Here is a 22,706-nt window from a genome sequence, read left to right as displayed (position 1 = left end):
ATCGTCGACATCATGATCGCCCGGATCGAGACGCAGCTGCGGAACAAGGACATGGGCCTGGAGTTGACCGACAACGCCAAGAAGTACCTGGCCACTAAGGGCTTCGACCCCGTCCTCGGCGCACGGCCGCTGCGACGCACCATCCAACGCGACATCGAGGACAACCTGTCCGAGCGGATCCTGTTCAACGAACTGACCCCCGGCCAGATCGTCGTCGTCGACTGCGAAGGCGACCCCAACAACGTCGACAAGTCCAAGCTCGTCTTCAAGGGCGCGGATCGTCCGGCCAGCGTGCCGGACGCCGTCCCGGCCGATCTCGGCGGCACGGCCGCCGCGGGGGCGGACGAGTAAGGCAGACAGCACGAGGCGACGGCCCGGTGGCACCAGCCACCGGGCCGTCGCCTTTCCCTGTCGTTGCTGTCGAGCTGATGTCGCAGACGATTCAGTTCGGCGACCGAGGACGTCCGGGGGGCGGGAGATGCCCCGGGGGCGCGTCTTTCATCAGACGGGCCGAACCACCGGATGATGTCGTAGACGATTCAGCTCGACAGGGCGCGCAGCACAGCACCCGCCGCCACCAGGGCCCTGTAAGCGGTCGCCCGGTTGCTCGCCGAGGCGGGAGGCGGGTCGGCCCGGCCCTGGCTGTCGGGGTGAAGCCCTTACGTCTGAGCCCTATGTCGGGTTCGTGAAGGCGGTGTGGGGGTCATCTGGGGCGCGATGTCCGCTTCGTGGTGGATTGTGGTGGCGGGCGCCACCGGCCCGGCGGGCATGCACCGGGGGCCCGGGTCGTTGTACCCATCGTGACCGCGTGACCCCCGAGCCGTTCCGACGGCCCGGGCGACGGCCGGAATGCCGACCGGACCCACGTCGTTACATCCCCCGGGACCGCGCCCCACCCCCTCCGGGTCGAGGACGCCTGATCCCCTCTGGTTCGACCTTTCCTTTCCCGTGACGCACCCACCCCCCTTGGTGTGTCGCGTACCCCCGATCGAAAGGTGCACCCCATCATGCGTACCAACCTGATCCGCAACGCCGCCCTGACCGCTGCCGGCCTCGCCTTCACCGGCGGCGCCATCGCCGGCCCCGTCACCGCCGCCCACGCCGCCCCCACCGAGGGCAAGCCCACCACCGTCGGCCAGGACCGCAAGAGCGGCGAGCGGGAACTGGGCGTGCGCTACGAAGCCCAGCCCAACTTCTACTACTGCGGCCCCGCCGCCGCCCGCAACGCCCTGAGCGTGCAGGGCAAGAACATCGACGTCGACGCCATGGCCAAGCAGATGGGCACCACCGAAGCCGGCACCAACTCCATCAACGACATCACCCCCGTACTGAACAAGCAGACCGGCAAGGACGCCTACCAGTCGGTGGAGATCCGCCAGGCCAAGGCCGACGACAAGCAGACCGACAAGCTGCGCGCCGACATCACCAAGGCCATCGACGAGGGCCACGCCGTCGTGGCGAACATCGCCGGCACCGCCACCGACACCGACGGCGGCGTGCACTCCTTCGAAGGCGGGCACTACATCAGCGTCGTCGGCTACCGCGACAACGGCCACACCGTCACCATCGCCGACTCCGCCGACCCCGCCCAGGCCTCCTACCGGATGAGCGTCGACAACCTCGCCGACTGGATCGCCACCCGCGGCTACACCGCCTGACCCCAACCAGCCGAACACCACCAACGACAAGGGCCGGCCCCCACCCAGGGGCCGGCCCTTCGTCGTACCCGCCTGATCAGTCGAGGGGCGGTCAGGCGACCGGGACCGGCGGGCCGTCGCCGACGAGGCGGAACGACGATTCACCCACCGGCTCCACGAGGCCGTCCCGCACCAGCCCGGTGAGCGCCCGGGTCCGCTGCACCTCGTCGGCCCACACCTGGTCGAGACGCTGGTGCGGCACCGGGCCGGTCGCCTCCCGGAGCACGCCGAGCAGCAGCCCGCGCACCTGGCGGTCGGTGCCGGCGTACCGCTGGGGGCGGCGGGACGGACCGGCAGGGGCCTCCCGGCCGGACGCCCGCCACGCGCAGACAGACTCGACGGGGCAGCTTCCACAGCGGGGCGACCGGGCGGTGCAAATCACCGCCCCCAGCTCCATGAAGGCCGCACTGGCCAGTGCGGCGGCGGCCGGTTCGGCGGGGAGCAGTTCCTCGGTGGCCGCCAGATCGGCCGGGCGGGTGGCCGGGCCGGCGTCCGGCTCGCCGGCGACCGCCCGGCAGACCACCCGCCGCACGTTGGTGTCGACCACCGGGTGCCGCTGACCGTACGCGAACGCGGCCACCGCACGGGCCGTGTACGTCCCGACGCCCGGCAGGGCCAGCAGTTGGTCCAGCCGCTCCGGCACCCGGCCGCCGTGGCGCTCGATGATCGCGACGGCGCAGTCCCGCAGCCGTACCGCCCGACGGGGGTAGCCGAGGCGTCCCCACATCCGGATCGCCTCCGCCGGGCTGTCGGCCGCGAGCGCGGCTGGATCGGGCCAACGGGCCAGCCACGCCTCCCAGGCCGGCAGCACCCGCACGACGGGAGTCTGCTGGAGCATGACCTCGCTGACCAGGATCGCCCACGGGGTCACGTCGGGCCTCCGCCACGGCAGGTCGCGGGCGTTCTCCTCGTACCACCGGCTGACCAGGGTGGCGAAAGTGGGCTCAGTCATCGCGCCGCCGATGATGTCACGCGGCGGGGCGCCGACGCGGCGCGGGCGGCGGGCTCCGACACCCGCCCGTGCCGTCCCGCTGGCTGGGCGACCTGGGTGGGGCGCCGCGGAGCCGCCCGGCGGATCGGGCAGAATGCCCGGATGAACGAGCTCGCGATCACCGTCATCGGCCGGGACCGGCCGGGCATCGTGGCCGACGTCGCCGAGGTGCTCGCCCGGCTCGGCGCGAACCTCACCGACAGCACGATGACCCGGCTGCGGGGGCACTTCGCGATGACCCTGGTCTGCGTGGGCCCGGCCGCCGCCGACGTCGAGGCCGCGCTGGCGCCGCTCTCCGCCGACGGCCAACTGCTGGCGACCGTACGCGAGGTCACCCCCGACGGTGAGACGGCCCCGGCCGGCGAGCCGTACGTGATGGCGGTGCACGGTGCGGACCGGATGGGCATCGTGGCGGCGATGACCCGCGTGCTCGCCGACGCCGGCGGCAACGTCACCGACCTGAGCACCCGGCTGACCGGGTCGCTCTACGTGGTGGTCGCCGAGGTGGAACTGCCGCCCGGCGCGGCCGACGAGGTGGCCGGACGCCTCGCGGCGACGGCCGCGGACCTGGGTGTCGGGGTGACCCTCCGGCCGGCCGACCCGGACCTGCTGTGACCGGCGTCGAGCGGACCCCGGAGACCGAGGCGTACGCGGGCCTCGGCGACTGGACCCCGGAGTCGCTGGACCTGCCGGGGGAGGTCCGGCCGGTGGTGTCCGCTCCGGACCAGGTGCTCAGCCGGCCCGGTGGCGAGGTCGACCCGACCGCCGAGGAGACCGTACGCCTGGCGGCCGACCTGGTCGCCACCATGCGCGTGTCGCCGGGCTGCGTCGGGCTGGCCGCCCCGCAGATCGGCGTGGGCGCGCAGGTCTTCGCGGTCGACGTGACCGGCCACCCGAAGGCGGTCACCGTGCACGGCGCCTTCGTGTTGTGCAACGCCCGGGTCGTCGAGGCGAGCCGGTGGAAGGTGGCCCGGGAGGGGTGCATGTCGGTGCCCGACCTGACCGGCGACGTCAAGCGGGCCAGCCGGCTGGTGGTGGAGGGCGTGCTGCCCGGCAGCGGCAGGTCCGTCCGGCTGGTGACCGACGGGTTCGAGGCGCGGGCGCTGCAGCACGAGATCGACCACTGCGCCGGGCTGCTCTTCCTGGACCGGGTGGCCGGCGCCCACGCCGTCTACCAGCGCAAGGTGTATCTCTGACCGGCGACCCAGTGTCGCCGTCGGGACACCGTCGGCAGACATGACCGTCGCGTGTGGAGGGTGGGAACGGTGAGCTGTCGACGACTCGGCGCGTCGCGCCGGGCTGCCGCGCCCCGCGCCGCTACGGTGGGGGCATCATGCGTCTGACGGTCGGCCCCCTGCCACCCGCCGTGTACTGGCGGCGTCGCGCCGTCGTACTCGGAGCGGGGCTTCTCTTCCTGATTGTCCTGCTCTATTCGTGCACCGGTTCGGACCGGAACGCCGGCAGGAGCGGCGACGCGCAGCCCTCGGCGGGCGCGGCGTCGCCCGGCGCCTTACCGGAGGCGACCGGCCCGGTGCTCAGTCCGCAGACCGGGGAGCCCTCGCCCGGCGCGTCGGGCGGCCCGGGCACCGCCGACCCCTCGGGCGGCACGACCACCACCGACACGCCGCCTGCGCCGGTCGTGCCGGCCGCCGACGACGGCACCTGCACGGACGCCGAGATCACCGTGACCCCGGTGGCCCTGCCCACGTCGGTGGTCCGGGGCGCCGTGGTGGACCTCCAGCTGAAGATCAAGAACCGGTCCGAGCGGACGTGCAGCCGCGACGTCGGCGCCGACGCGCAGGAGCTGTTCATCAAGTCGGGGGCCGAGAAGATCTGGTCGTCCGACACGTGCGGCACGGGCAAGGGCTCCGATGTGCAGTCCTTCACGCCCGGCTTCGAGCGCTCCTACCAGGTGGGCTGGAACGGCCGCGACAGCAGCAAGTGCGCCAGCGGGGTGGCGGCGGGCCCGAATCCGCCGGCCGGGACCTACCAGGTCTTCGCCCGGGTGGGCACCAAGCTCAGCGAGCCGGTGAAGCTCACCGTCACCGACGGCTGAGCGACCCCGGGCCGCCCGGTGGCGGACGCCGGACCGGCCGGCAGGACGGACCCGCGCCGGGCCGCCCGGATCAGACGTAGCGCTCCAGGATGGACGCCTCGGCGAGTCGGGACAGCCCCTCCCGGACGCCGCGCGCCCGGGCGTCGCCGACCCCCTCGACGGCCTGAAGGTCCTCCACGGTGGCGCCGAGCAGGCGCTGGAGGCTGCCGAAGTGCACGACGAGGCGGTCGACCACGGTCACCGGCAGCCGGGGCACCTTGGCCAGCAGCCGGAAGCCGCGTGGGCTGACCGCGGCGTCCAGCGCGTCGGAGGCGGCGGGATAGCCGATCGCCTTGGCGACGGCGACCAGGTCGATCAGCTCGGTCGCGCCGAGCAGATCCAGCTCGACCAGCGCCTCGTCCAGGGTGCGGGACTTCCGGCCGGCCGGGAGGTAGTCCCGGATGACCAGGGTGCGGTCGGCGTCGACGCCGGCCATCAGCTCGTCGAGCTGGAGGGCCAGCAGGCGGCCGTCGGTGCCCAGCTCCACCACGTAGCCGGCGATCTCGTCGGCGATCCGGCGGACCATCTCCAGCCGCTGCACCACCGCGACCGCGTCCCGTACGGTGACCAGGTCCTCGATCTCCAGGGCGGAGAGGGTGCCGGAGACCTCGTCCAGCCGGAGCTTGTAGCGCTCCAGCGTGGCGAGCGCCTGGTTGGCGCGGGACAGGATTGCCGCCGAGTCGTCCAGCACGTGCCGCTGACCGTTGACGTAGAGGCTGATGATCCGCATCGACTGGCTCACCGAGATCACCGGGTAGCCGGTCTGCCGGGCGACCCGCTCGGCGGTGCGGTGGCGGGTGCCGGACTCCTCGGTCGGGATGCTCGGGTCGGGCATCAGGTGCACGGCCGCCCGGACGATCCGGGTGCCGTCGCTGGAGAGCACCACCGCCCCGTCCATCTTGCACAGCTCGCGGACCCGGGTGGCGGAGAACTCGACGTCGAGCGGGAACCCGCCGGTGCAGAGCCCCTCGACGACCTTGTCGTAGCCGAGGACGATCAGCGCGCCCGTCCGGCCGCGCAGGATCCGCTCCAGGCCGTCGCGCAGGGCGGTGCCCGGGGCCATCAGTGCCAGGTTGGCCCGCAGCGGGTCGCCGGCGCCCCCGGCGCCGCCGGTCACGCTCACGCTGATCGGGCGGGCGGGCGAGCCCACGGCGCCGGTGCGGGCGTGGGGTGTCGCGCCGGCTGGCTTGGTGGTATCGCGGTCGATCGGCACGGGCACAGTCTACGGACTGCCCTGCGGTGGGTGCTGTCGTGGTTACTGTGATGTGTCGCGATGCCCCAGCTCGCCCGGACCGGGGGTCGGCGCCCCAGCTGTCCGGTATCGCCCGCGCGGTCCCGTCGTCGGCCCACCATCGGTCACTCCGCGGACGCGCGCGCGACGGCCTGGAGCGCCGAGCGGACGTCCGTGACCTCGATCACGGTCATGCCGCCGGGGGTGACGCCGGTGCTGTCGGGGCCGCACCCGCTCGGCACCAGCGCGAGCCGGAAGCCCAGCCGTGCCGCCTCGGCCAGCCGACGCGGCACCGCGCCGACGCGGCGCACCTCGCCGGTCAGCCCGACCTCGCCGATCGCCACCAGGTGCGGCGCGATGGCCAGGTTGAGCCCGCCCGAGGCGACGGCGAGGGCGACGGCGAGGTCAGCCGCCGGCTCCACCACCCGGATGCCGCCGACGGTGGCCGCGAAGACCTCCCGGTCGTGCAGGGTCAGCCGCTCGGTGCGCCGCTGGAGCACGGCCAGCACCATGGCGAGCCGGGCCGAGTCGAGCCCGGACACCGTGCGTCGGGGCGAGCCGGCGACCGTCGCGCCGATCAGCGCCTGCACCTCGGTGACCAGCGCCCGCCGGCCCTCCATCGCCACCGTCACGCAGGTGCCGGGCACCGGCTCGGAGTAGCGGGTCAGGAAGAGCCCGGACGGGTCGGCCAGGCTGCTGATGCCGCCCTCGTGCATCTCGAAGCAGCCCACCTCGTCGGCGGCGCCGAACCGGTTCTTGACGCCGCGCACCATGCGCAGCGAGGAGTGCTTGTCACCCTCGAAGTGCAGCACCACGTCGACGAGGTGCTCCAGCACCCGGGGGCCGGCGACCTGGCCGTCCTTGGTGACATGGCCGACCAGCACGGTGGCGATGCCGCGCTCCTTCGCCACCGCGACCAGCGCGGCGGTGACCGCCCGCACCTGGGTCACCCCGCCCGACACCCCCTCGGCGCCGGTGGTGGAGATGGTCTGCACCGAGTCGAGCACCAGCAGGCCCGGCTTGACCGCGTCGAGGTGGCCGAGCACCGCGGCGAGGTCGCTCTCGGCGGCGAGGTAGAGCTGGTCGTGCAGGGTGCCCATCCGCTCGGCGCGCAGCCGGACCTGGCTGACCGACTCCTCGCCGCTGACCACCAGTGAGGGGCTGCCGGCCCCGACGGCCCACTGCTGGGCCACGTCGAGCAGCAGGGTGGACTTGCCGACGCCCGGCTCCCCGGCGAGCAGCACCACCGCGCCGGGGACCAGGCCGCCACCGAGCACCCGGTCGAGCTCGCTCACCCCGGTGGGCCGGGCCCGCGCCGGGGCGGCGCTGATGGTGGCGATCGGCCGGGCCGGCTCGGCCGGCATCCGCGAACTGACGACCTTGCCCGAGACGGTCGGGCCGGTCACGGTGCACTCGACCACCGAGCCCCACTCGCCGCACTCCGGGCACCGCCCGACCCACTTCGGCGGCTGGTGCCCGCAGGCGTCGCACTCGTAGGCCGGTCGGGGCTCGCGGCTGGCCGCCCGGCCGCGCCCGGTGGCAGCGCCGGCGCGCGGGGACGTCGATCGGGAGGTGGTCACAGGGGGACGTTAGTCCCCGGGTACGACGAAGACACCGCCGGCGTGGTGGTCGCCACGCCGGCGGTGTCGTCGAAGTCGGGAGCGGGCGTCAGTGGCCGCCGCCGTGGCCGCCCTCTTCCTCCTGGCCCTCGTAGCCACCCTCGCGCTCGATGATCGGCGACGGGGGCGCGGCCGGGGTGAGCGGCACGGCGACCGGCGCCGGGCCCGTGACGGTGACGCCGTTGCCGAAGTCGAAGGTCAGGAAGACGTTCTGGCCGGAGCGCAGCGACTCGTTCAGGCCGATGAGCTGGAGGACGCGGTCCGCCTGGGTGTTGAGCTGCACGTAGCTCAGCGGCGGGATCTCGATCCGGGCCGGCTCGCCGGCGGGCGCGGCCGGGCTCTCCGGGGCCGCCGGGGTCTCCCTGGTGTTCGGGCTCTCCGTCGCGTTCGGGCTCCCCGTGGCCTGCGGACTCTCCGTGGCGTGCGGGCTTTCCGTGGCGTGCGGGCTCCCCGTGGCGTGCGGGCTCGGCGACTCCGCCTCGGTGGGCGTCGCCGACGGGCTGGCCGCGGCACCCTTACCGGTGATCACGATCTCGCGGGCGCTGTCGGTGGTCACGGTCACGGTGACCGGCTGCTCGGAGTCGTTGTAGATCACGGCGTTCAGGACGGCGTTGGCGCCCGCCTTGTAGCCCTCGACACCCGGGAACTCGACCAGCAGGCCGCGGACCGCGTAGTCGCCGTTGCGGGCCGAGAGGTTGACGCCCTGGACCGACGGCTCCTTGTTGGCGGTCTCGGCGACCTGGCCGGTGCCGCAGCCGGACAGCAGCAGCCCGGTCGCCGCCGCCATCCCGGACAGCAGCAGGGCCGCCCGCCGGGAACCCCTGATCGAGCGCGTCACGTCGGTCCTCCTCGTCACGATCCCACCCGGTGCTCACGCCGGGCACGGTGGCCATGCCCGCGCAGACCGCGCTCCAGGGTAGTTGGGCCTGATCCACCCCCGCACGCCGACCCGGGGATGCCACCCCCGGGGCGGACCTCAGACCAGGCGACCGTTCGTGACCAGCAGGACGACGTCGATGAGGGCGATCAGCATGACGGCCCGGAACGCGGCCACCGGCCGACCCCCGGCCCGGGCGGTGGCGCGCCCGCCGTACCAACTCAGGGGCGGCACCACGACGGCGGCCGCGACCGCGGCGACGCCGACGCCCGACGGGCGCCCGGGCGGCCCGAGGACCAGGGTGGCGGTCGCCGCGAACAGCAGGGCGGCGGCTGCGGCGCGGCTGCCCGCCGGGCCCAGCCGGTGCGGCAGCCCGCGCACCCCCGTCCGGGCGTCGTCGGCCAGGTCGGGCAGGACGTTGGCGAAGTGGGCGCCGGCGCCCAGACAGGCCGCCGCGGCGACCAGCCAGACCGGTGGGGCCGGCGCCCCGGGCAGCGCCAGGACGACGAAGGCGGGCAGCGACCCGAAGGAGACCGCGTAGGGCACAACCGACACGGGCGTCGACTTCAACGGCCAGTCGTAGAGCAGCGCGGAGACCAGCCCGACGGTGGCGCAGAGCGCGGCGGCCGGGTTGGTGGCCAGCGCCAGCACCGGGGTGGCGAGCGCGGCCACCGCCGCGGCCCGGGCGGTGGCGCGCCGGCCCACCGCGCCGGTGGCGACCGGCTTGTCGGTACGCCCCACCGTGGCGTCCCGGTCGGCGTCGAGCGCGTCGTTGGCCCAGCCGACGGCGAGCTGGCTGGCCGCCACGGTGAGCGCCACGGCGAGCACGCCGGCCGGCCGGTGCCCGACACCCCAGGCCAGCAACCCGGCCACCGTGGTGACGGCGGCGGCCGGCTCCGGGTGACTCGCCCTGACCAGCCCTAGCACCGTTGACGACATGAGGGAAGTCTGGTCGTTACCGGGCAGTCGTGCCACGCTCGGTCCATGCGAGACGCGGGCCGCACCCTGCCGCGCAACGATCCGCGCCAGTACGACGACCTGGCCGGCGAGTGGTGGCGTCCGGACGGCGTGTTCGCGATGCTGCACTGGCTCGCCGAGGCGCGGGCCGCCCTCGTGCCGCCGGCGTCCCGCCCCGGCGCCCTCCTGGTCGACCTCGGCTGCGGGGCCGGTCTGCTCGCCCCGCACGTGGCGGGCAAGGGCTACCGGCACGTCGGCGTCGACCTCACCCGGTCGGCCCTGGCGCAGGCCGCCGCGCACGGGGTGACCCCCGTCAACGGCGACGCCACCGCCGTCCCGCTGGCCGACGGCTGCGCGGACGTGGTGGCCGCGGGCGAGATCCTGGAGCACGTGCCGGACTGGCGGCGCGCGGTGGCCGAGGCGTGCCGGCTGCTCCGACCCGGTGGGCTGCTCGTCCTGGACACGTTGAACGACACGGCGCTGAGCCGGCTGCTGGCCGTCCGGGTCGCCGAGCGGCTGCCCACCGTGCCGAGGGGCATCCACGATCCACGGTTGTTCGTGGACGCCCGGGCGCTCGTCGCCGAGTGCGCCCGGCACGGTGTCGGGCTGCGCCTGCGGGGCATCCGCCCGGGCGTGCCCGGGCTGCTCGGCTGGCTGGCCCGCCGGGTCCTGGCCGCCTGCCGGCCCCACCGGACGGGCGCCGGCGGTCCGGGGGCGGCGCCGGCCGACCGTCCGCACCCGATTGTGGGCGGCCCGGCGCCCCGGATCGTGCCGACCTGGTCGACCGCCGTTCTCTACCAGGGTCGTGGCACGCGGAGCGGATAGCGGGGCCGGTCGCTGGGTAGGGACAGGCCGAGAAGGGGGCTGTATGACGCAGCACGCGCTGGAGGCGGCTCGCCGCCTGGCACCGAGGCTGGCCGCCCGCGCGGCCGAGCACGACCGGGACGGCTCGTTCCCGGTGGAGGACTTCCGGGATCTGCGCGAGGCCGGGCTCCTCGGCCTGATGGTCCCCACCGAGCTGGGCGGGATGGGCGCGACCTTCGCCGAGTACGCGGCGGTCGCCACCGAGCTGGCCCGGGGCAACGGGGCGACCGCCCTGGTGTTCAACATGCACGCCTCGGTCACCGGCGCACTGGGCGCGGTCACCGAGGAACTGGCCGAGGCGCTCGGTGTGCCGGAGGAGGCGCTGGCCGCCCGGGACCGGCTCCTCACCGCCGCCGCGCGGGGCGCCTGGTACGCGGTGGCGATGAGCGAGCGCGGCGCGGGCGCGAGGCTGTCCCAGCTCAGCACCGTCTACGAGCCGGTCGACGACGGTTGGCACCTGAAGGGCAGCAAGACGTTCTGCTCCGGGGCCGGGCACGCCGACGGCTACCTCGTGGCCGCCCGCAGCGCCGCCGACCAGTCGGTGGTCTCCCAGTTCCTGGTGCCGGCCGGGGACGGGCTGACCGTCGAGCCCACCTGGGACTCGCTCGGCATGCGGGCGACCTCCTCGCACGACCTGCACCTGGACGTGACCGTTCCGGCCGACCGGCTGCTCGGCGGCGTGGAGGGGCTGGCCCTCGTGGTCGCCCAGCTCATGCCGCACTGGCTGGTGGCCAGCTACGCCGCCGTCTACGTCGGGGTCGCCCGGGCGGCGGTCGACGCCGCGGTCGAGCACCTCAACGCCCGCGGTCTCGCCGGGCTGCCGGCCGTCCGGTCCCGCCTCGGCCGGGCCGACGCGGCCGTGGCGGCGGCGCACCTGGCGGTCGCGGAGGCCGCCCGCCGGGTGGACGAGGCGCCGGGGGACGCGGAGACCAACCGCTGGGTCTGGCGGGCCAAGCTGCTCGCCGGCACGACCGCGGCCGACGTGGCGGCGTCCCTGCTGGAGGCGGCGGGCACGTCCGCCACCCGGCGGGGGCATCCGCTGGAGCGGCTCTACCGGGACGCCCGCTGCGGCTCGCTGCACCCGGCGACCTCGGACGTCTGCGCGGACTGGCTCGGCATCGCCGCGCTGGGTGGGGACCCGGACCGGGACGGATCGGTTCCTCGTTGGTGACCGTGAGATGTTCGCCGGGGTCGCGGACGGAAGCAGCCCCGGTGCGGGGGACGGCGGCCCCTCCCGGGGCGGGGTGGCCGCCCGGCGCGCAGGGCCGGACGAGAGGTGGGCATGGTGGCCGTACCGGTGATCGCGGGGCTGGGGACGGCGCACCCGCCGTCGGCCGCGCAGGGCGATTTGTGGGAGGGCTTCTTCTCGAAGCACTTCTCCGGCGGCACGCGGGCGCTGGCCGAGCGGATCTTCGCCCACTCGGGGGTCACCCGCCGCCAGGCGGCGGTGAACCCGCTGCTGGAGGACGTCTCCGACTGGCCGACCGAGCGGCGGATGCGCCGCTACCAGGTCGAGGCGCTGCCGCTGGGCAAGGAGGCGGTCGGCCGGGCGCTGACCGCGGCCGGCCTGGCCGCCGGGGACCTCGGCCTCTTCGTCGTCTGCTCGTGCACCGGGTACGCCACCCCGGGGCTGGACATCCTGCTCGCCCGGGACCTGGGCATGGCCCCGGACACCCAGCGCATGTTCGTCGGCCACATGGGCTGCTACGCGGCCCTGCCGGGGCTGGGCGCGGCGAGCGACTTCGTCACCGCCCGCGGCCGGCCGGCGCTGCTGCTCTGCGCGGAGCTGACCAGCCTGCACATCCAGCCCTCCAGCGCCCGGGTGGACACCCAGCAGATCGTCTCGCACGCGCTCTTCTCGGACGCCGCGGTCGCCGCCGTGGTCGTCCCCGGCGGCCGGGGGTATGCCCTGCGTGAGGTCGCCTCCGTCACGGACACCTCGACCGCCGACCACATGACCTGGGACGTCACCGACACCGGCTTCCGGATGGGGCTGTCGCCGAAGGTGCCGCAGGTGCTCTCCAGACACGTCCGGGGCCTGGTCGACGGCCTGTTGGGCCGGCACGGCACGGCGCTGTCCGACGTGGACGGCTGGGCGGTGCACCCGGGCGGCCCGCGCATCCTCAACGTGGTGGAGCGGGAACTGGCCCTGCCGCCGGAGGGGCTGGCGGCGTCGCGGGCGACGCTGGACGAGCACGGCAACTGCTCGTCGCCGACGGTGCTGCTGATCCTCGATCGGCTGCGCCGGGCCGCGTCGCCGCCGCGGCGGGTGGTGATGCTGGCGTTCGGGCCGGGCCTGACCCTCTACGCCGCGCTGCTCGAACGGCGGGACTGACCGGGACGCCGCGGGCACCCCGAGGTTACCCTCTGGTAATGGACGCCGAGGCGGCAGGCCGGCCGGGACGTGTGCCGGACGCCGGTGAGCACGCGACACCCGTCGGGGCCGACGACCGGCTGCGCGCGACGGTGCTGGCCGTGGCGACCCTCGCCGCCCTGGTCGGCGGTGGCTGGTGGTGGCAGGCCCATCCGCCCCGCAGCGGTCCCGTGGCGACCGCGTCGAGCGCCGGACCGGACGCTCCGCTCCGGGTCGTCGTGCCGGCGCAGTCGGACCGCGGCGCCACCTTCCGGGTGGATCCGAGCACCGGTGCCGCCTTCCGCGTGGACATGGTGCCGGAGGGGCCGGATCCGCGCCGCCTGATCGAGGGGCGGCTCGACGAGGCGGCGCGGCGCAGCAGCCTGGGCAGCTTCCCCGGCACCATCTGGACGACCCGCGTCCGGCTCGACGGGACGCAGAGGCACGCCCGGCAGGCGTTAGCCGAGGAGGGTGTCCGTCACCTGCTGCAGTACCGGTGCGTCGGCCCGGGCGAGCTGCTGGTGGTGGTGGACGGGGCGCGGGCGGCCGACCCGATCACGAGCGCGTGCGACGGTTCGGTCACCGCCACGGAGGTCACCGGCACCGGCGGGCCGTTCCAGGTCTCGCTGGCGAGCGCCAACGCCCAGCCGCTCCGGGTCGAGGCGCAGCTCGTCGCTCTGCCCTGACGCGCCTCGGCCCCGCACGGCCGTCCCGAGACGCGGCTCGTCGCCGTGCCCTGACGCGGCGCCGGGGCACGGGCGCGGCCGGTCCACGGTGGACCCGGCTCAGGCGGCCAGGCCCACCAGCTCGGCGCGGTAGTCCTCGGCGGAGCGGATCTCGGGCACCACCGCCACCAGCACGCCGGCCCGGTCCACCAGCAGCGCGGTGGCGGCGCCGGGGCGGGACGGCAGGTGCAGGAACGCGCGCAGCCCGCCGGCCGGGTCGGCCAACGGCCGCAGGGTGGTCCCGGCGGGTAGGGGCGGGGCGGGCGCCGGCCGGCCTCCGGCGACGGTGACGACGGTGACCCCGGTGGGCGCCAGGGCGGCGGCGGTGGCCACGTCGTCCGGGCAGGAGCACCCGTCGACCAGGATGATCATCGCTGGCAGCAGTCCGCGTAGCGGCACCGGTGACTGCCGCGCGTCGACCAGGTCCAGCGCCGGCAGCGGTCGACCCGTCATCCCGGGCATCGGGGCGTACGGCGCGGGGGCGGCCTCCGGCGCGGACCGGCCGGAGCGGGGCCACGTCACCGCCACCAGGCCGGCGACGGTGGCGAGCACCGCCACCAGCAGGACCAGCAGGGGCAGGGCGAGCGGGGACCGGGCGACCCCGGATCGGCCCTGACGGGCCCTCGCGCGCAGTTCGCGGCGGACCTGCTCGGCCTCGGCCGCCAGGGCGGAGGCGTCGTCCGGCACGACCACCCGACCCCACTCCGGCGGCAGGTCGGGCAGTCCGGGGCCGTCTGCGTCGGGCTTGCCCATCGGACCCCCAGGACGTCTCGGTGAGCGGACAGCGGCTCGACCTCCAGCGTCCCGCACGGGGCCTCCTACCGCTACACCTGGGCGCGTAACCGGACGGCGGGATACCATGGGAGGAGCGCATAGCCCTTGATCTCGACGTTCGCGTCACTCGTACCGGCCCGTCATCCACAGGTTACGGAGCGTGTTCGAACCATCGGTTTGGCGGCCTGTCAAGCCGAAGAAATACCTCTCACAGGGCCCCTGAGCTGCGCCAACGGTCAGGACAGCGGTGAGACATCGGTGCCTGAGCGTGTTACCCTAGACACAGCGAAAGGGGTTTCGAACCTATGGTTTTCAGTGTCGGCGAGACCGTTGTTTACCCCCACCACGGGGCCGCACTCATCGAGGCAATCGAGACTCGGGTCATCAAGGGCGAGCCTAAGCAATACCTCGTCCTGAGGGTCGCGCAGGGTGACCTGACGGTCCGGGTGCCCGCCGAGAACGCCGAGATCGTGGGTGTGCGCGAGGTGGTCGGCGAAGAGGGCCTCGGCAAGGTCTTCGACGTGCTCCGTGCACCGCACACCGAGGAGCCGACCAACTGGTCGCGGCGTTACAAGGCGAATCTTGAGAAGCTGGCCTCCGGTAACCCGCTGAAGGTCGCCGAGGTCGTTCGCGACCTGTGGCGCCGGGAGCGGGAGCGGGGCCTTTCCGCGGGTGAGAAGCGCATGCTCGCCAAGGCCCGCGACATTCTCGTCGGCGAGGTCGCGCTGGCCGAGAAGAGCACCAAGGACGAGGCGGAGACGCTGCTCGACAAGGTGCTCACCGAGGCCTAGTCCCCACAGCATCGTCGTACCCGATTCGTAGCGAAGAAACCACCGAGGACCGCGACGTGACCGCGCAGCTCAATCCGCGCGGTGACGTCGCGGTCCTCGTGCCTGCGGCCGGTGCCGGCGTACGCCTCGGGCCCGGCCGGCCCAAGGCGCTGCGCCTGCTGGCGGGGGAGCCGCTGCTGGTGCACGCCGTCCGCCGGCTCGCCGCCGCGCCCTCGGTGCACACAGTCGTCGTGGCGGCCCCGGCGGCCGAGGTGGCGGCCGTCCGCGACCTGCTCGCCCCGGTCGCCCCGGTGACCGTGGTGCCCGGCGGCGCGGAGCGGCAGGCGTCGGTGGCCGCGGCCCTCGCCGCGGTGCCCGCCGGCCCGGAGATCGTCCTCGTGCACGACGCCGCCCGGGCGCTGACCCCGCCCGACCTGGTGGAGTCCGTGGCGGCGGCCGTCCGCGCCGGCCACGACGCGGTGATCCCGGTGCTCCCGGTGGTCGACACGATCAAGGAGGTCGGCGCCGGCGAGGTCGTCCTCGGCACCGTCGACCGATCCGCCCTGCGCGCGGTGCAGACCCCGCAGGGTTTCCGCCGGGCGGTGCTGACCGCCGCGCACGCCGCCGCCGGCGATCCGCTCACCGACGACGCCGGCCTGGTCGAGAAGCAGGGCGTCCCGGTGCTCTGCGTCCCCGGCTCGGAGTACGCGCTGAAGGTCACCCGCCCGTTCGACCTGGCGTTGGCCGAGCACCTGCTGGCCGCCGGCGGCTGACGCGTACCCTCGTCGCATGATCGTTCCCCGGGTCGCCATCGGCACCGACGTGCACGCCTTCGAGGCGGGCCGGCCGTGCTGGGTGGCCGGCCTGCTCTGGCCCGACCAGGACGGCCTGGCCGGGCACTCGGACGCCGACGTGGCCGCGCACGCCGCCTGCAACGCGCTGCTCTCGGCGGCCGGCCTCGGCGACCTGGGCGCCAACTTCGGGGTGGGCCAGCCCGAGTGGGCCGGCGCGTCGGGCGTCGCCCTGCTCGCCGAGAGCGCCCGCCGGGTGCGGGCCGCCGGCTTCGCGATCGGCAACGTCTCCGTGCAGGTGATCGGCAACCGGCCCAAGATCGGGCCGCGCCGCGAGGAGGCCCAGCGGGTGCTCTCCGAGGCGGTCGGCGCGCCGGTCACCGTCTCCGCCGCCACCACCGACGGCCTCGGCTTCCCCGGGCGCGGCGAGGGCCTCACCGGGATCGCGGTGGCCCTGGTGTACGAGGCTCCGGCCGCCTAGGCTCGCCGCGATGTCCAGCGACGCCACCTCCGACCGCTCCGCCTTCCACGGCTACCTCCAGCGCGCCCAGCTCCTCGCGGAACTGGGCCGCTACGACGAGGCCGCGGCCGAGGTCTCCTACGCGGTCGCCCTGGAGCCGGCCAACGCCGGGGCGCTGACCATGCTGTCCCGGGTGCACCTCGCGGCCGGCCGGCCGACGGAGGCGCGCACCGCCGCCGATGCCGCCGTCGCCGCCGCCCCGGACGCCGTGCCGGCGCTGCTCGCCCGCGCCCTCGCCCTGACCGACCTGGAGGAGTACGCCGAGGCGGCCCGGACCGCCGACCGGATCCTGGCGCTCGGCCCCGACGACGCGTACGCCCAGCGCAGTGCCGCGGCGATCCTGGCCGGCTCGCGCAACGGGCAGCCGGCGCTGAACGCGGCCTGGCGCGGGGTCGAGCTGGCCCCCGAGGAGCCGGAGGCGCACCTGGTGCTCGGCCTGGTCGCCGCCAACATGGAGCTGTTCGACCTGGCCGAGCGGGCCTACCGCGAGGCGCTGCGGCTGGATCCGCAGCTCGCCGAGGCCCGGCACGACATCGGGGTGCTCCGGTTGGAGCAGCGGCGCTGGAGCGAGGCGCTGGAACACCTCGCGGAGGCCGCCGCGATGAGCCCCGGCCGGGTCGACTCCGGCCGCACGATCTCGGCCGGCCTTCGTCAGCTCGTCGTCTACGGCGCGGGCTGGACGATGATCACCGCCGTGCTGATCGCCTGCATGGCGCCGGGCAGCGCCGGCCTGTCCCGGATCGCCGCGGCGTTCGCGGCGCTCGGCGGGGCGCTCGTGGTGTGGCGCTTCGCCGCCAAGCTGCCCGGCCTGACCCGGACCGTCCTGCCCGGCCTGCTGCGCTCCGACCGCACGCTGGCCCTGGCCGTCTACGCGGCGGCCGCCGCGCCGGCGCTGATCCTGCTCTACGCGCTGGTCGGCACCCCATGGCCGCTGGTGCTCGCCATCGCGACGGCCACCGCCGCCGAGCTCGCCGTCCTGTCCCGCGTCACGGCCTGACCCGTTCTCCGGCTCGGTCACGAGCCGTGGGGGTCGCGCAGGGTCCGGCGGGAACGTCGCCGCCCCGCTCCGCGCCGGACACCGTCGACCTCCCGCGCGCCGGTCGGTGACCGGGGCGGACGGCGTGGTCGCTGAGAGCGGGCTCCACGGCGGTGAAGGCGGTGTGCACGTGGACGGCGACGATCGCCGCGATCTCGTGGTCGGCGTGCCCGTCGAGCGTCAGGCGCAGCAGCTCGTCGAGGAGGAGCCGCAGGACGCCGCCGAGCTGGGCGGCGGCGACGCGCGGCAGGACGTCGTCGGGCGCCGCGCCCGTCTCCTCCGCGAGCGCCCGGGCCAGTGCCCGCTCGCGGTCGTCGTGGAACTCGCGTAGCCGGGCGACGAGGGCGGGACTGCCCGGTGATCATGCGGGCGAACTCCGGGCCGGTGAAGCCGATGACCGGGTCGTGTGCGGCCACCGCCACCGGGTGGGACCGACGTAGCGCGGCCAGCGTCGACTCGCCCGGCGGAGGCGACGGTCATCTCCCAGCGGTTCGGCCTGGCCGACGAGCAGCCGCGCACCCTGGACGAGATCGGCCGGGCGCTCGGTCTTACCCGGGAACGCATCCGCCAGATCGGGACCAAGGCGATGACCAAGCTCCGGCACCCCACCCGGACCCGCGTCCTGGCCGACCTCCTGGCCTGAGCGGAAGGGGCATCACCGGGCCCGGCCGGAGCGCCCCGGTCGTGCGGCGTGGCTGCCGTCCGGCCCGCACATGAGCGCAGCCGGCGTGATCGTGGCCCGGTGCGAGGTCACGATCACGCCGGCTGGCGGCTGCCGGGTACGCCTCAGCCGCGGCGGGCCCAGGTCCAGGCGTAGCCGTCGTCCTCGCACGCCTGGGCGGCGTCGCAGAGGTCGAGCGGGCGGAAGGTGTCGACCATGACGGCCAGCTCGTCGAAGTAGTCGGCGCCGATCGAGCGCTCGGCGGCGCCCGGCTGCGGGCCGTGGGTGAAGCCGGAGGGGTGCAGGGAGATCGAGCCCTGCTCGATGCCCGAGCCGCGCCGGGCCTCGTAGTTGCCGCCGGTGTAGAAGAGCATCTCGTCGGAGTCGACGTTGTGGTGGTTGTACGGCACCGGGATGGCGTCCGGGTGGTAGTCCACCTTGCGCGGCACGAACGAGCAGATCACGAAGTTCGGGCCCTGGAACGTCTGGTGCACGGGCGGCGGCTGGTGGATCCGGCCGGTGATCGGCTCGAAGTCGTGGATGGAGAACGCCCACGGGTACATGTGACCGTCCCAGCCGACGACGTCGAACGGGTGGTGCGCGTAGACGTAGCGGGTCCAGCCGCGGCGGTGCCGGACGAGCACCTCCACGTCGGTCCCGTCCACCAGCAGCGGCGCGTCCGGCCCGCGGACGTCCCGCTCGCAGTACGGCGAGTGCTCCAGGAACTGGCCGCGGACAGAGAGGTAGCGCTTGGGCGGGCCGATGTGGCCGGCCGCCTCGACCGCGAGCAGGCGGGTCGGCTCGTCGCCGGTGGGCACCAGCCGGTGGATCGTCGAGGTGGGGATGACGACGTAGTCGCCGGCGACCGCGTCGAGGACGCCGAACGTCGACTCCACCCGCAGCGTGCCCGACTCGACGTAGAGGCAGTGGTCGCCGGTCGCGTCACGGAACAGCGGGGACGGCCGGTCCGCCAGCACGTACGCGATCCGCACGTCGTCGTTGGCGAGCAGGTACTGCCGGCCGAGCACCGGGTCGGCGCCGGTTCCGTCGAGCTTGTGGGTGCGCAGGTGGCGGGGCTTGAGCGGCAGGTTGGGCACCCGGGTGAACGCCGGCGGCGCGAACTCCTCGGCCGCGACGATCGCGGTCGGCGCGTGCCGGTGGTAGAGCAGGGACGAGTCGGAGGAGAAGCCCTCCTGGCCCATCAGCTCCTCGGCGTAGAGGCTGCCGTCGGGCTGACGGAACTGGGTGTGGCGCTTGCGGGGCACCTCGCCGACGCTGCGGTAGTACGGCATCTCGCCTCCCGGTTCGTCCCGTTCATCGAAACCCACGGCGTCCGATAGTCGGACACTGTTGTCCGTTCCTTGTAGCGTCCCGTACATTCTTGTCTCGTGTCAACGCAGGTGCCCGCGCTTCTCGACGGCCTCGTCGACGACGCCGCCGTCTTCCCGCCCGGCAGCGCGCCGCTGCCCGACGCCGTCGCCGCGCACCGGCGGCACCGCACCTCCTGGTACGCCGACCTCGTCGGCCCGCTCCTGGTTCCCGCCACACGGCTGACCGAGCTGGCCGGCCTGCTCGACCCGGGAGAGCGGATCGAGGTCGGCGTGATCGGCGACGTGCCGCTCGCCCGGCTCGACGAGGCGCGGACCGGGGTCGACCCGCGCATCCTCGTCCGCCAGGTCGAGGCGGCGGTCGCCAAGCGCGGCGAGGACCCGCTGCCGGGCCTGACCGAGCTGGTCGAGCTGGCCCGCCGGGCGAACCGGCCCGAGGCCGCCGGCGCGGAGGAGCTCACCGTCTACGCCGAGGTGCCGCTGACCTTCGGGCTCACGGGGGCGCTGGACGCGCTGGCCGAGGCCCGCGCCGGCGGGCTGCCGGTCGCGGCGAAGTTCCGCACCGGTGGGCTTGCCGCCGAGCTCTTCCCGACCCCGGCCGAGCTGGCCGCCGTCATCGGCGCCTGCCGGGACCGGCACCTGCCGTTCAAGCTGACCGCCGGGCTGCACCAGGCGGTCCGGCACCTCGACCCGGAGACGGGCTTCACCCACCACGGCTTCGCCAACGTGCTGGCCGCGACGCTGGCCGCCGCCGACGGCGCCGGGGTGCAGCGGATCGCCGAGCTGCTCACCGCGGCCGACCCCCGCCCGCTGGTGCAGTGCGTGGAGAGCGACCTGGCCGCGCCGCGCCCGCTGTGGGCCGGCTACGGCTCGTGCAGCATCCTGGAACCACTGACCGATCTGATCCGGCTGGGGCTGGTGAACGGGGGCTTCGACGCATGAGCGAGCGTCAGCGAGCGAATCATCTCTGCGGGCGGGTGGCGCCCCAGGGCGGCACTGCTCACAGTCCGACCCCCGGCCGAGGTCGTGTCGATGCTGCGGCATCCACCGACGCGGCCGGGGCTCGGACCGTTCGGCGAAGCGGAGGGCCGGCGTGAGCTGGGTGACGGGTGCCGACGGTTCGCCGTACGGGGTGGCCAACCTGCCGTACGGGGTGTTCCGCCACGGCGAGCGCGAGCCGCGCGTCGGCGTACGGATCGGCGACTTCGTGTTCGACCTGGCCGGCGCGGAGGCGGCCGGCCTGGTGCTGGCCGCCGGGACGCTGGGCCGGCCCGCCCTCAACGACTTCATGGCCCTGGGCCGCCCACAGTGGACCGCGGTCCGGCAGCGGGTGACCGAGCTGCTCACCGACGCCGCCCACCGGCCGGCGGTGGAGCCGCTGCTGGTGCCGCTGGCGGAGGTTCGGATGGCGCTGCCGTTCGAGGTCGCCGACTATGTCGACTTCTACTCCTCCGAGCACCACGCCGCCAACGTGGGGCAGATCTTCCGCCCCGGCCAGCCGCCGCTGCTGCCCAACTGGAAGCACCTGCCCATCGGCTACCACGGCCGGGCCGGCACGGTGGTCGTGTCCGGCACCCCGGTGGTGCGGCCCAGCGGGCAGCGGGCCACCCCGCAGGGCCCGGTGACCGGCCCGTCCGTACGCCTCGACATCGAGGCCGAGGTCGGTTTCGTGGTGGGCGTGCCCAGCGCGCTGGGCGACCGGGTCTCCGTCGACGACTTCGCCGACCACGTGTTCGGCGTGGTGCTGGTGAACGACTGGTCGGCCCGGGACATCCAGGCGTGGGAGTACCAGCCCCTCGGCCCGTTCCTGGGCAAGTCCTTCGCGACCTCGGTGTCCGCCTGGGTGACCCCGCTGGACGCGCTCGGCGACGCCTTCGTCCCCGCACCCGACCAGGATCCGCCGGTCGCCGACTACCTGCGCGACGTGCCGCACCTCGGGCTCGACCTGCGCCTGTCGGTCGAGTGGAACGGCGAGCGGGTCAGCGAGCCGCCGTTCGCCACCATGTACTGGACCCCGGCCCAGCAGTTGGCCCACCTCACCGTCAACGGCGCCTCGCTGCGCACCGGCGACCTCTACGCCTCGGGCACCGTCTCCGGCCCGGAGCGGGGGCAGGTCGGCTCGTTCCTGGAACTCACCTGGGGCGGGACCGAGCCGGTGAAGTTCGCCGGGGGCGGGACCCGCACGTTCCTGGAGGACGGCGACACGGTGACCATCACCGCCAGCGCGCCGGGGCCGGACGGCACCACCCTCGCCCTGGGCGAGGTGACGGGGACGATCCGCGCGGCGCGCTGACCCGTCCGCCCGCCCCGCGCCAGAGGTGTTCGCACGCGCCGGACCCCGGTCGCACAGATGGTGCGACCGGGGTTCGTCGTTGCCCCGTTGATCGTCGCGGATTCCGACGCCATGCCACGCCGCGCCGGGCCGGATGCCCCCTTTCCGGTCTTCGGCCCGGCCGCCGGCTGGTGTCCCGACGACAGGAAGGGTGACGACGATGAACGATCTCCCGGGTGCGGTCTGGCGTACCAGCAGCCGCTCCAACGACCAGGGCCTCTGCGTGGAGGTGGCGGACAACCTGGTCGACGTCCTCGGTGTGGTGGGCGTACGCGACTCGAAGGACCAGGCCGGCCCCACGCTGGCGGTCAGCCCGCCGGGATGGGCGGCCTTCGTCGGCGCGATCCGGGCCGGCCAGTTCGGCCGTTGACGGGCCGCTACTCGTGATCGGGGCGCCCGGCGGTGGAATTTCCGCTCCGGGGGCCCCGTTCCGCGCTCACCCGGCGTACCGTCGATGCCACGGGAGGTGGCATGTCGACGGTGGCGGTCACGCAGTTCGTGGAGGCGCACGACGCCGACCTCTGGCGGCTGCTGACCGACCTGACCACCCGCACCCGGCGTTTCACCGGCCCGGTGGAGGTGCTGACCCCCGGCCGATTCGGCCCGGGCACCGCCTGGCGGGAGACCCGTTCCCAGCCCGACGGCACGGCGCTGGTCGAGGAGTTCGTCGTCATCGAGGCCGAGCCGCCCCGACGGCTGGTGCTCGGCTCGAGCGGCGCCGGGGTGGACTACCGGATCACCTGGACGTTGCGCCCGGTCGAGCGGCGCCGGCGCGGCTGCACGGCCGTCACCGTCGAGCAGGAGTCGGTGCCGACGGCCCCGTACGGCCGGGTGGTCGCGTTGCTGCTCGGTGGGCTGGCCGCCCGGGCGGTCGAGCGCGCGCTGCGGCGGGATCTCGCCGACCTGGCCGCCGCGGCCGTCACGGGCGCCGCCGAGGCGGCCTGAGCGCGGCCGCCGCCGACCGGCAGGTGCTCTCGTCTCCGCCGGGCGACCGACGCGCCCGAGGGGCGCCCGGCCGGGCCTGCAGGCTCCGCCTCCACCGGTCGGCCGCTCCCGGCGCGGCTCCGGGGCGGTCAGCCGGGCCC

Annotated in this window: 24 protein-coding genes and 2 pseudogenes; 19 read left to right on the top strand and 7 right to left on the bottom strand. The window is 75.0% G+C overall.

The annotated features are described in order from the left end of the window. Positions 1 to 351 (top strand): annotated as a pseudogene (locus ACGF7U_RS13820) (hypothetical protein); the annotation flags it as partial. A 656-nt stretch (positions 352 to 1,007) separates the two neighbouring features. Continuing rightward, complete coding sequence (locus ACGF7U_RS13815) at positions 1,008 to 1,658, top strand: C39 family peptidase (RefSeq protein ID WP_393106235.1); 651 nt, start codon at positions 1,008 to 1,010, stop codon at positions 1,656 to 1,658. A gap of 91 nt (positions 1,659 to 1,749) precedes the next feature. Here the strand turns inward: ACGF7U_RS13815 and ACGF7U_RS13810 are convergent, their stop codons facing one another. Beyond that, positions 1,750 to 2,649 (bottom strand): A/G-specific adenine glycosylase, encoded by a 900-nt coding sequence (locus ACGF7U_RS13810; protein ID WP_393106233.1) that lies wholly within the window; start codon positions 2,647 to 2,649, stop codon positions 1,750 to 1,752. Positions 2,650 to 2,790: 141 nt separating this feature from the next. On the opposite strand from ACGF7U_RS13810, the gene ACGF7U_RS13805 reads away from it, so the two are divergent. The 3 genes from ACGF7U_RS13805 (at position 2,791) to ACGF7U_RS13795 (ending at position 4,744) form a co-directional block, all read left to right on the top strand. Then, positions 2,791 to 3,303, top strand: a complete 513-nt coding sequence (locus tag ACGF7U_RS13805; RefSeq protein WP_393106231.1) for a glycine cleavage system protein R — start codon at positions 2,791 to 2,793, stop codon at positions 3,301 to 3,303. Continuing rightward, a complete protein-coding gene (locus ACGF7U_RS13800) occupies positions 3,300 to 3,884 on the top strand; it encodes a peptide deformylase (RefSeq protein WP_393106229.1) in 585 nt (194 codons plus the stop codon). The genes ACGF7U_RS13805 and ACGF7U_RS13800 overlap by 4 nt, the downstream gene beginning before the upstream one ends. A 137-nt stretch (positions 3,885 to 4,021) precedes the next feature. After that, the gene (locus tag ACGF7U_RS13795) at positions 4,022 to 4,744 is read left to right on the top strand and encodes a hypothetical protein (RefSeq protein ID WP_393106227.1); all 723 of its coding nucleotides are present in this window, start codon (positions 4,022 to 4,024) and stop codon (positions 4,742 to 4,744) included. A gap of 70 nt (positions 4,745 to 4,814) precedes the next feature. Here ACGF7U_RS13795 and disA read toward each other — a convergent pair whose 3' ends face one another. The 4 genes from disA to ACGF7U_RS13775 form a co-directional block, all read right to left on the bottom strand. Then, positions 4,815 to 5,996 (bottom strand): DNA integrity scanning diadenylate cyclase DisA, encoded by a 1,182-nt coding sequence (gene disA / locus ACGF7U_RS13790; RefSeq protein ID WP_393106225.1) that lies wholly within the window; start codon positions 5,994 to 5,996, stop codon positions 4,815 to 4,817. Between the two features lie 143 nt (positions 5,997 to 6,139). Beyond that, positions 6,140 to 7,594: a DNA repair protein RadA gene (gene radA / locus ACGF7U_RS13785; protein WP_393106223.1), complete on the bottom strand. Its 1,455-nt coding sequence runs from the start codon at positions 7,592 to 7,594 to the stop codon at positions 6,140 to 6,142. Between the two features lie 88 nt (positions 7,595 to 7,682). After that, entirely contained in the window at positions 7,683 to 8,471 is a 789-nt protein-coding gene (locus ACGF7U_RS13780; RefSeq protein ID WP_393106221.1) for a hypothetical protein, read from the bottom strand. A gap of 138 nt (positions 8,472 to 8,609) precedes the next feature. Beyond that, the gene (locus ACGF7U_RS13775; protein ID WP_393106219.1) at positions 8,610 to 9,449 is read right to left on the bottom strand and encodes a UbiA family prenyltransferase; all 840 of its coding nucleotides are present in this window, start codon (positions 9,447 to 9,449) and stop codon (positions 8,610 to 8,612) included. A 45-nt stretch (positions 9,450 to 9,494) separates the two neighbouring features. Here ACGF7U_RS13775 and ACGF7U_RS13770 point away from each other — a divergent pair, with 45 nt between their 5' ends. From ACGF7U_RS13770 to ACGF7U_RS13755, 4 genes are all read left to right on the top strand, one after another. Next, positions 9,495 to 10,292, top strand: a complete 798-nt coding sequence (locus tag ACGF7U_RS13770; protein ID WP_393106217.1) for a methyltransferase domain-containing protein — start codon at positions 9,495 to 9,497, stop codon at positions 10,290 to 10,292. Between the two features lie 43 nt (positions 10,293 to 10,335). Beyond that, a complete protein-coding gene (locus tag ACGF7U_RS13765) occupies positions 10,336 to 11,502 on the top strand; it encodes an acyl-CoA dehydrogenase family protein (protein WP_393106215.1) in 1,167 nt (388 codons plus the stop codon). 105 nt (positions 11,503 to 11,607) lie between these two features. Next, positions 11,608 to 12,666 (top strand): type III polyketide synthase, encoded by a 1,059-nt coding sequence (locus ACGF7U_RS13760; protein ID WP_393106213.1) that lies wholly within the window; start codon positions 11,608 to 11,610, stop codon positions 12,664 to 12,666. A 38-nt stretch (positions 12,667 to 12,704) separates the two neighbouring features. Then, positions 12,705 to 13,370: a hypothetical protein gene (locus ACGF7U_RS13755; RefSeq protein WP_393106211.1), complete on the top strand. Its 666-nt coding sequence runs from the start codon at positions 12,705 to 12,707 to the stop codon at positions 13,368 to 13,370. 99 nt (positions 13,371 to 13,469) lie between these two features. Here ACGF7U_RS13755 and ACGF7U_RS13750 read toward each other — a convergent pair whose 3' ends face one another. After that, a complete protein-coding gene (locus tag ACGF7U_RS13750) occupies positions 13,470 to 14,162 on the bottom strand; it encodes a hypothetical protein (RefSeq protein ID WP_393106209.1) in 693 nt (230 codons plus the stop codon). A 326-nt stretch (positions 14,163 to 14,488) separates the two neighbouring features. On the opposite strand from ACGF7U_RS13750, the gene ACGF7U_RS13745 reads away from it, so the two are divergent. The 6 genes and pseudogenes from ACGF7U_RS13745 to ACGF7U_RS13720 form a co-directional block, all read left to right on the top strand. After that, positions 14,489 to 14,974, top strand: coding sequence for a CarD family transcriptional regulator (locus ACGF7U_RS13745; RefSeq protein WP_007073334.1), 486 nt, complete (start codon positions 14,489 to 14,491; stop codon positions 14,972 to 14,974). 56 nt (positions 14,975 to 15,030) lie between these two features. Continuing rightward, complete coding sequence (gene ispD / locus ACGF7U_RS13740; protein ID WP_393106207.1) at positions 15,031 to 15,726, top strand: 2-C-methyl-D-erythritol 4-phosphate cytidylyltransferase; 696 nt, start codon at positions 15,031 to 15,033, stop codon at positions 15,724 to 15,726. 16 nt (positions 15,727 to 15,742) lie between these two features. Then, the gene (gene ispF / locus ACGF7U_RS13735) at positions 15,743 to 16,225 is read left to right on the top strand and encodes a 2-C-methyl-D-erythritol 2,4-cyclodiphosphate synthase (RefSeq protein WP_393106205.1); all 483 of its coding nucleotides are present in this window, start codon (positions 15,743 to 15,745) and stop codon (positions 16,223 to 16,225) included. Between the two features lie 10 nt (positions 16,226 to 16,235). Then, positions 16,236 to 17,261, top strand: a complete 1,026-nt coding sequence (locus tag ACGF7U_RS13730) for a tetratricopeptide repeat protein (RefSeq protein WP_393106203.1) — start codon at positions 16,236 to 16,238, stop codon at positions 17,259 to 17,261. 169 nt (positions 17,262 to 17,430) lie between these two features. Beyond that, entirely contained in the window at positions 17,431 to 17,631 is a 201-nt protein-coding gene (locus tag ACGF7U_RS13725) for a hypothetical protein (protein ID WP_393106201.1), read from the top strand. Positions 17,632 to 17,766: 135 nt separating this feature from the next. Next, positions 17,767 to 17,943, top strand: a pseudogene (locus ACGF7U_RS13720) (sigma factor-like helix-turn-helix DNA-binding protein); the annotation flags it as partial. A 143-nt stretch (positions 17,944 to 18,086) separates the two neighbouring features. Here ACGF7U_RS13720 and ACGF7U_RS13715 read toward each other — a convergent pair. Further along, positions 18,087 to 19,253: a homogentisate 1,2-dioxygenase gene (locus tag ACGF7U_RS13715; RefSeq protein ID WP_393106274.1), complete on the bottom strand. Its 1,167-nt coding sequence runs from the start codon at positions 19,251 to 19,253 to the stop codon at positions 18,087 to 18,089. Between the two features lie 96 nt (positions 19,254 to 19,349). On the opposite strand from ACGF7U_RS13715, the gene ACGF7U_RS13710 reads away from it, so the two are divergent. The 4 genes from ACGF7U_RS13710 to ACGF7U_RS13695 all read left to right on the top strand — a co-directional run bounded on the left by ACGF7U_RS13710 (position 19,350) and on the right by ACGF7U_RS13695 (position 22,566). Further along, positions 19,350 to 20,231, top strand: coding sequence for a hypothetical protein (locus ACGF7U_RS13710; protein ID WP_393106199.1), 882 nt, complete (start codon positions 19,350 to 19,352; stop codon positions 20,229 to 20,231). Positions 20,232 to 20,382: 151 nt separating this feature from the next. After that, positions 20,383 to 21,582: a fumarylacetoacetase gene (gene fahA / locus ACGF7U_RS13705; protein WP_393106197.1), complete on the top strand. Its 1,200-nt coding sequence runs from the start codon at positions 20,383 to 20,385 to the stop codon at positions 21,580 to 21,582. A gap of 199 nt (positions 21,583 to 21,781) precedes the next feature. Continuing rightward, on the top strand, positions 21,782 to 21,991 hold the full coding sequence (locus ACGF7U_RS13700) for a DUF397 domain-containing protein (RefSeq protein WP_091101629.1): 210 nt from the start codon (positions 21,782 to 21,784) through the stop codon (positions 21,989 to 21,991). A 101-nt stretch (positions 21,992 to 22,092) separates the two neighbouring features. Then, a complete protein-coding gene (locus ACGF7U_RS13695) occupies positions 22,093 to 22,566 on the top strand; it encodes an SRPBCC domain-containing protein (RefSeq protein WP_393106194.1) in 474 nt (157 codons plus the stop codon). The last annotated feature ends 140 nt before the right edge of the window (positions 22,567 to 22,706 follow it).

This window comes from Micromonospora sp. NPDC047670 (assembly GCF_043204915.1).
Taxonomy (GTDB): Bacteria; Actinomycetota; Actinomycetes; order Mycobacteriales; family Micromonosporaceae; genus Micromonospora.
Note: the sequence above shows the minus strand (reverse complement) of the source record. Positions and strands in the feature narration are given on the sequence as shown.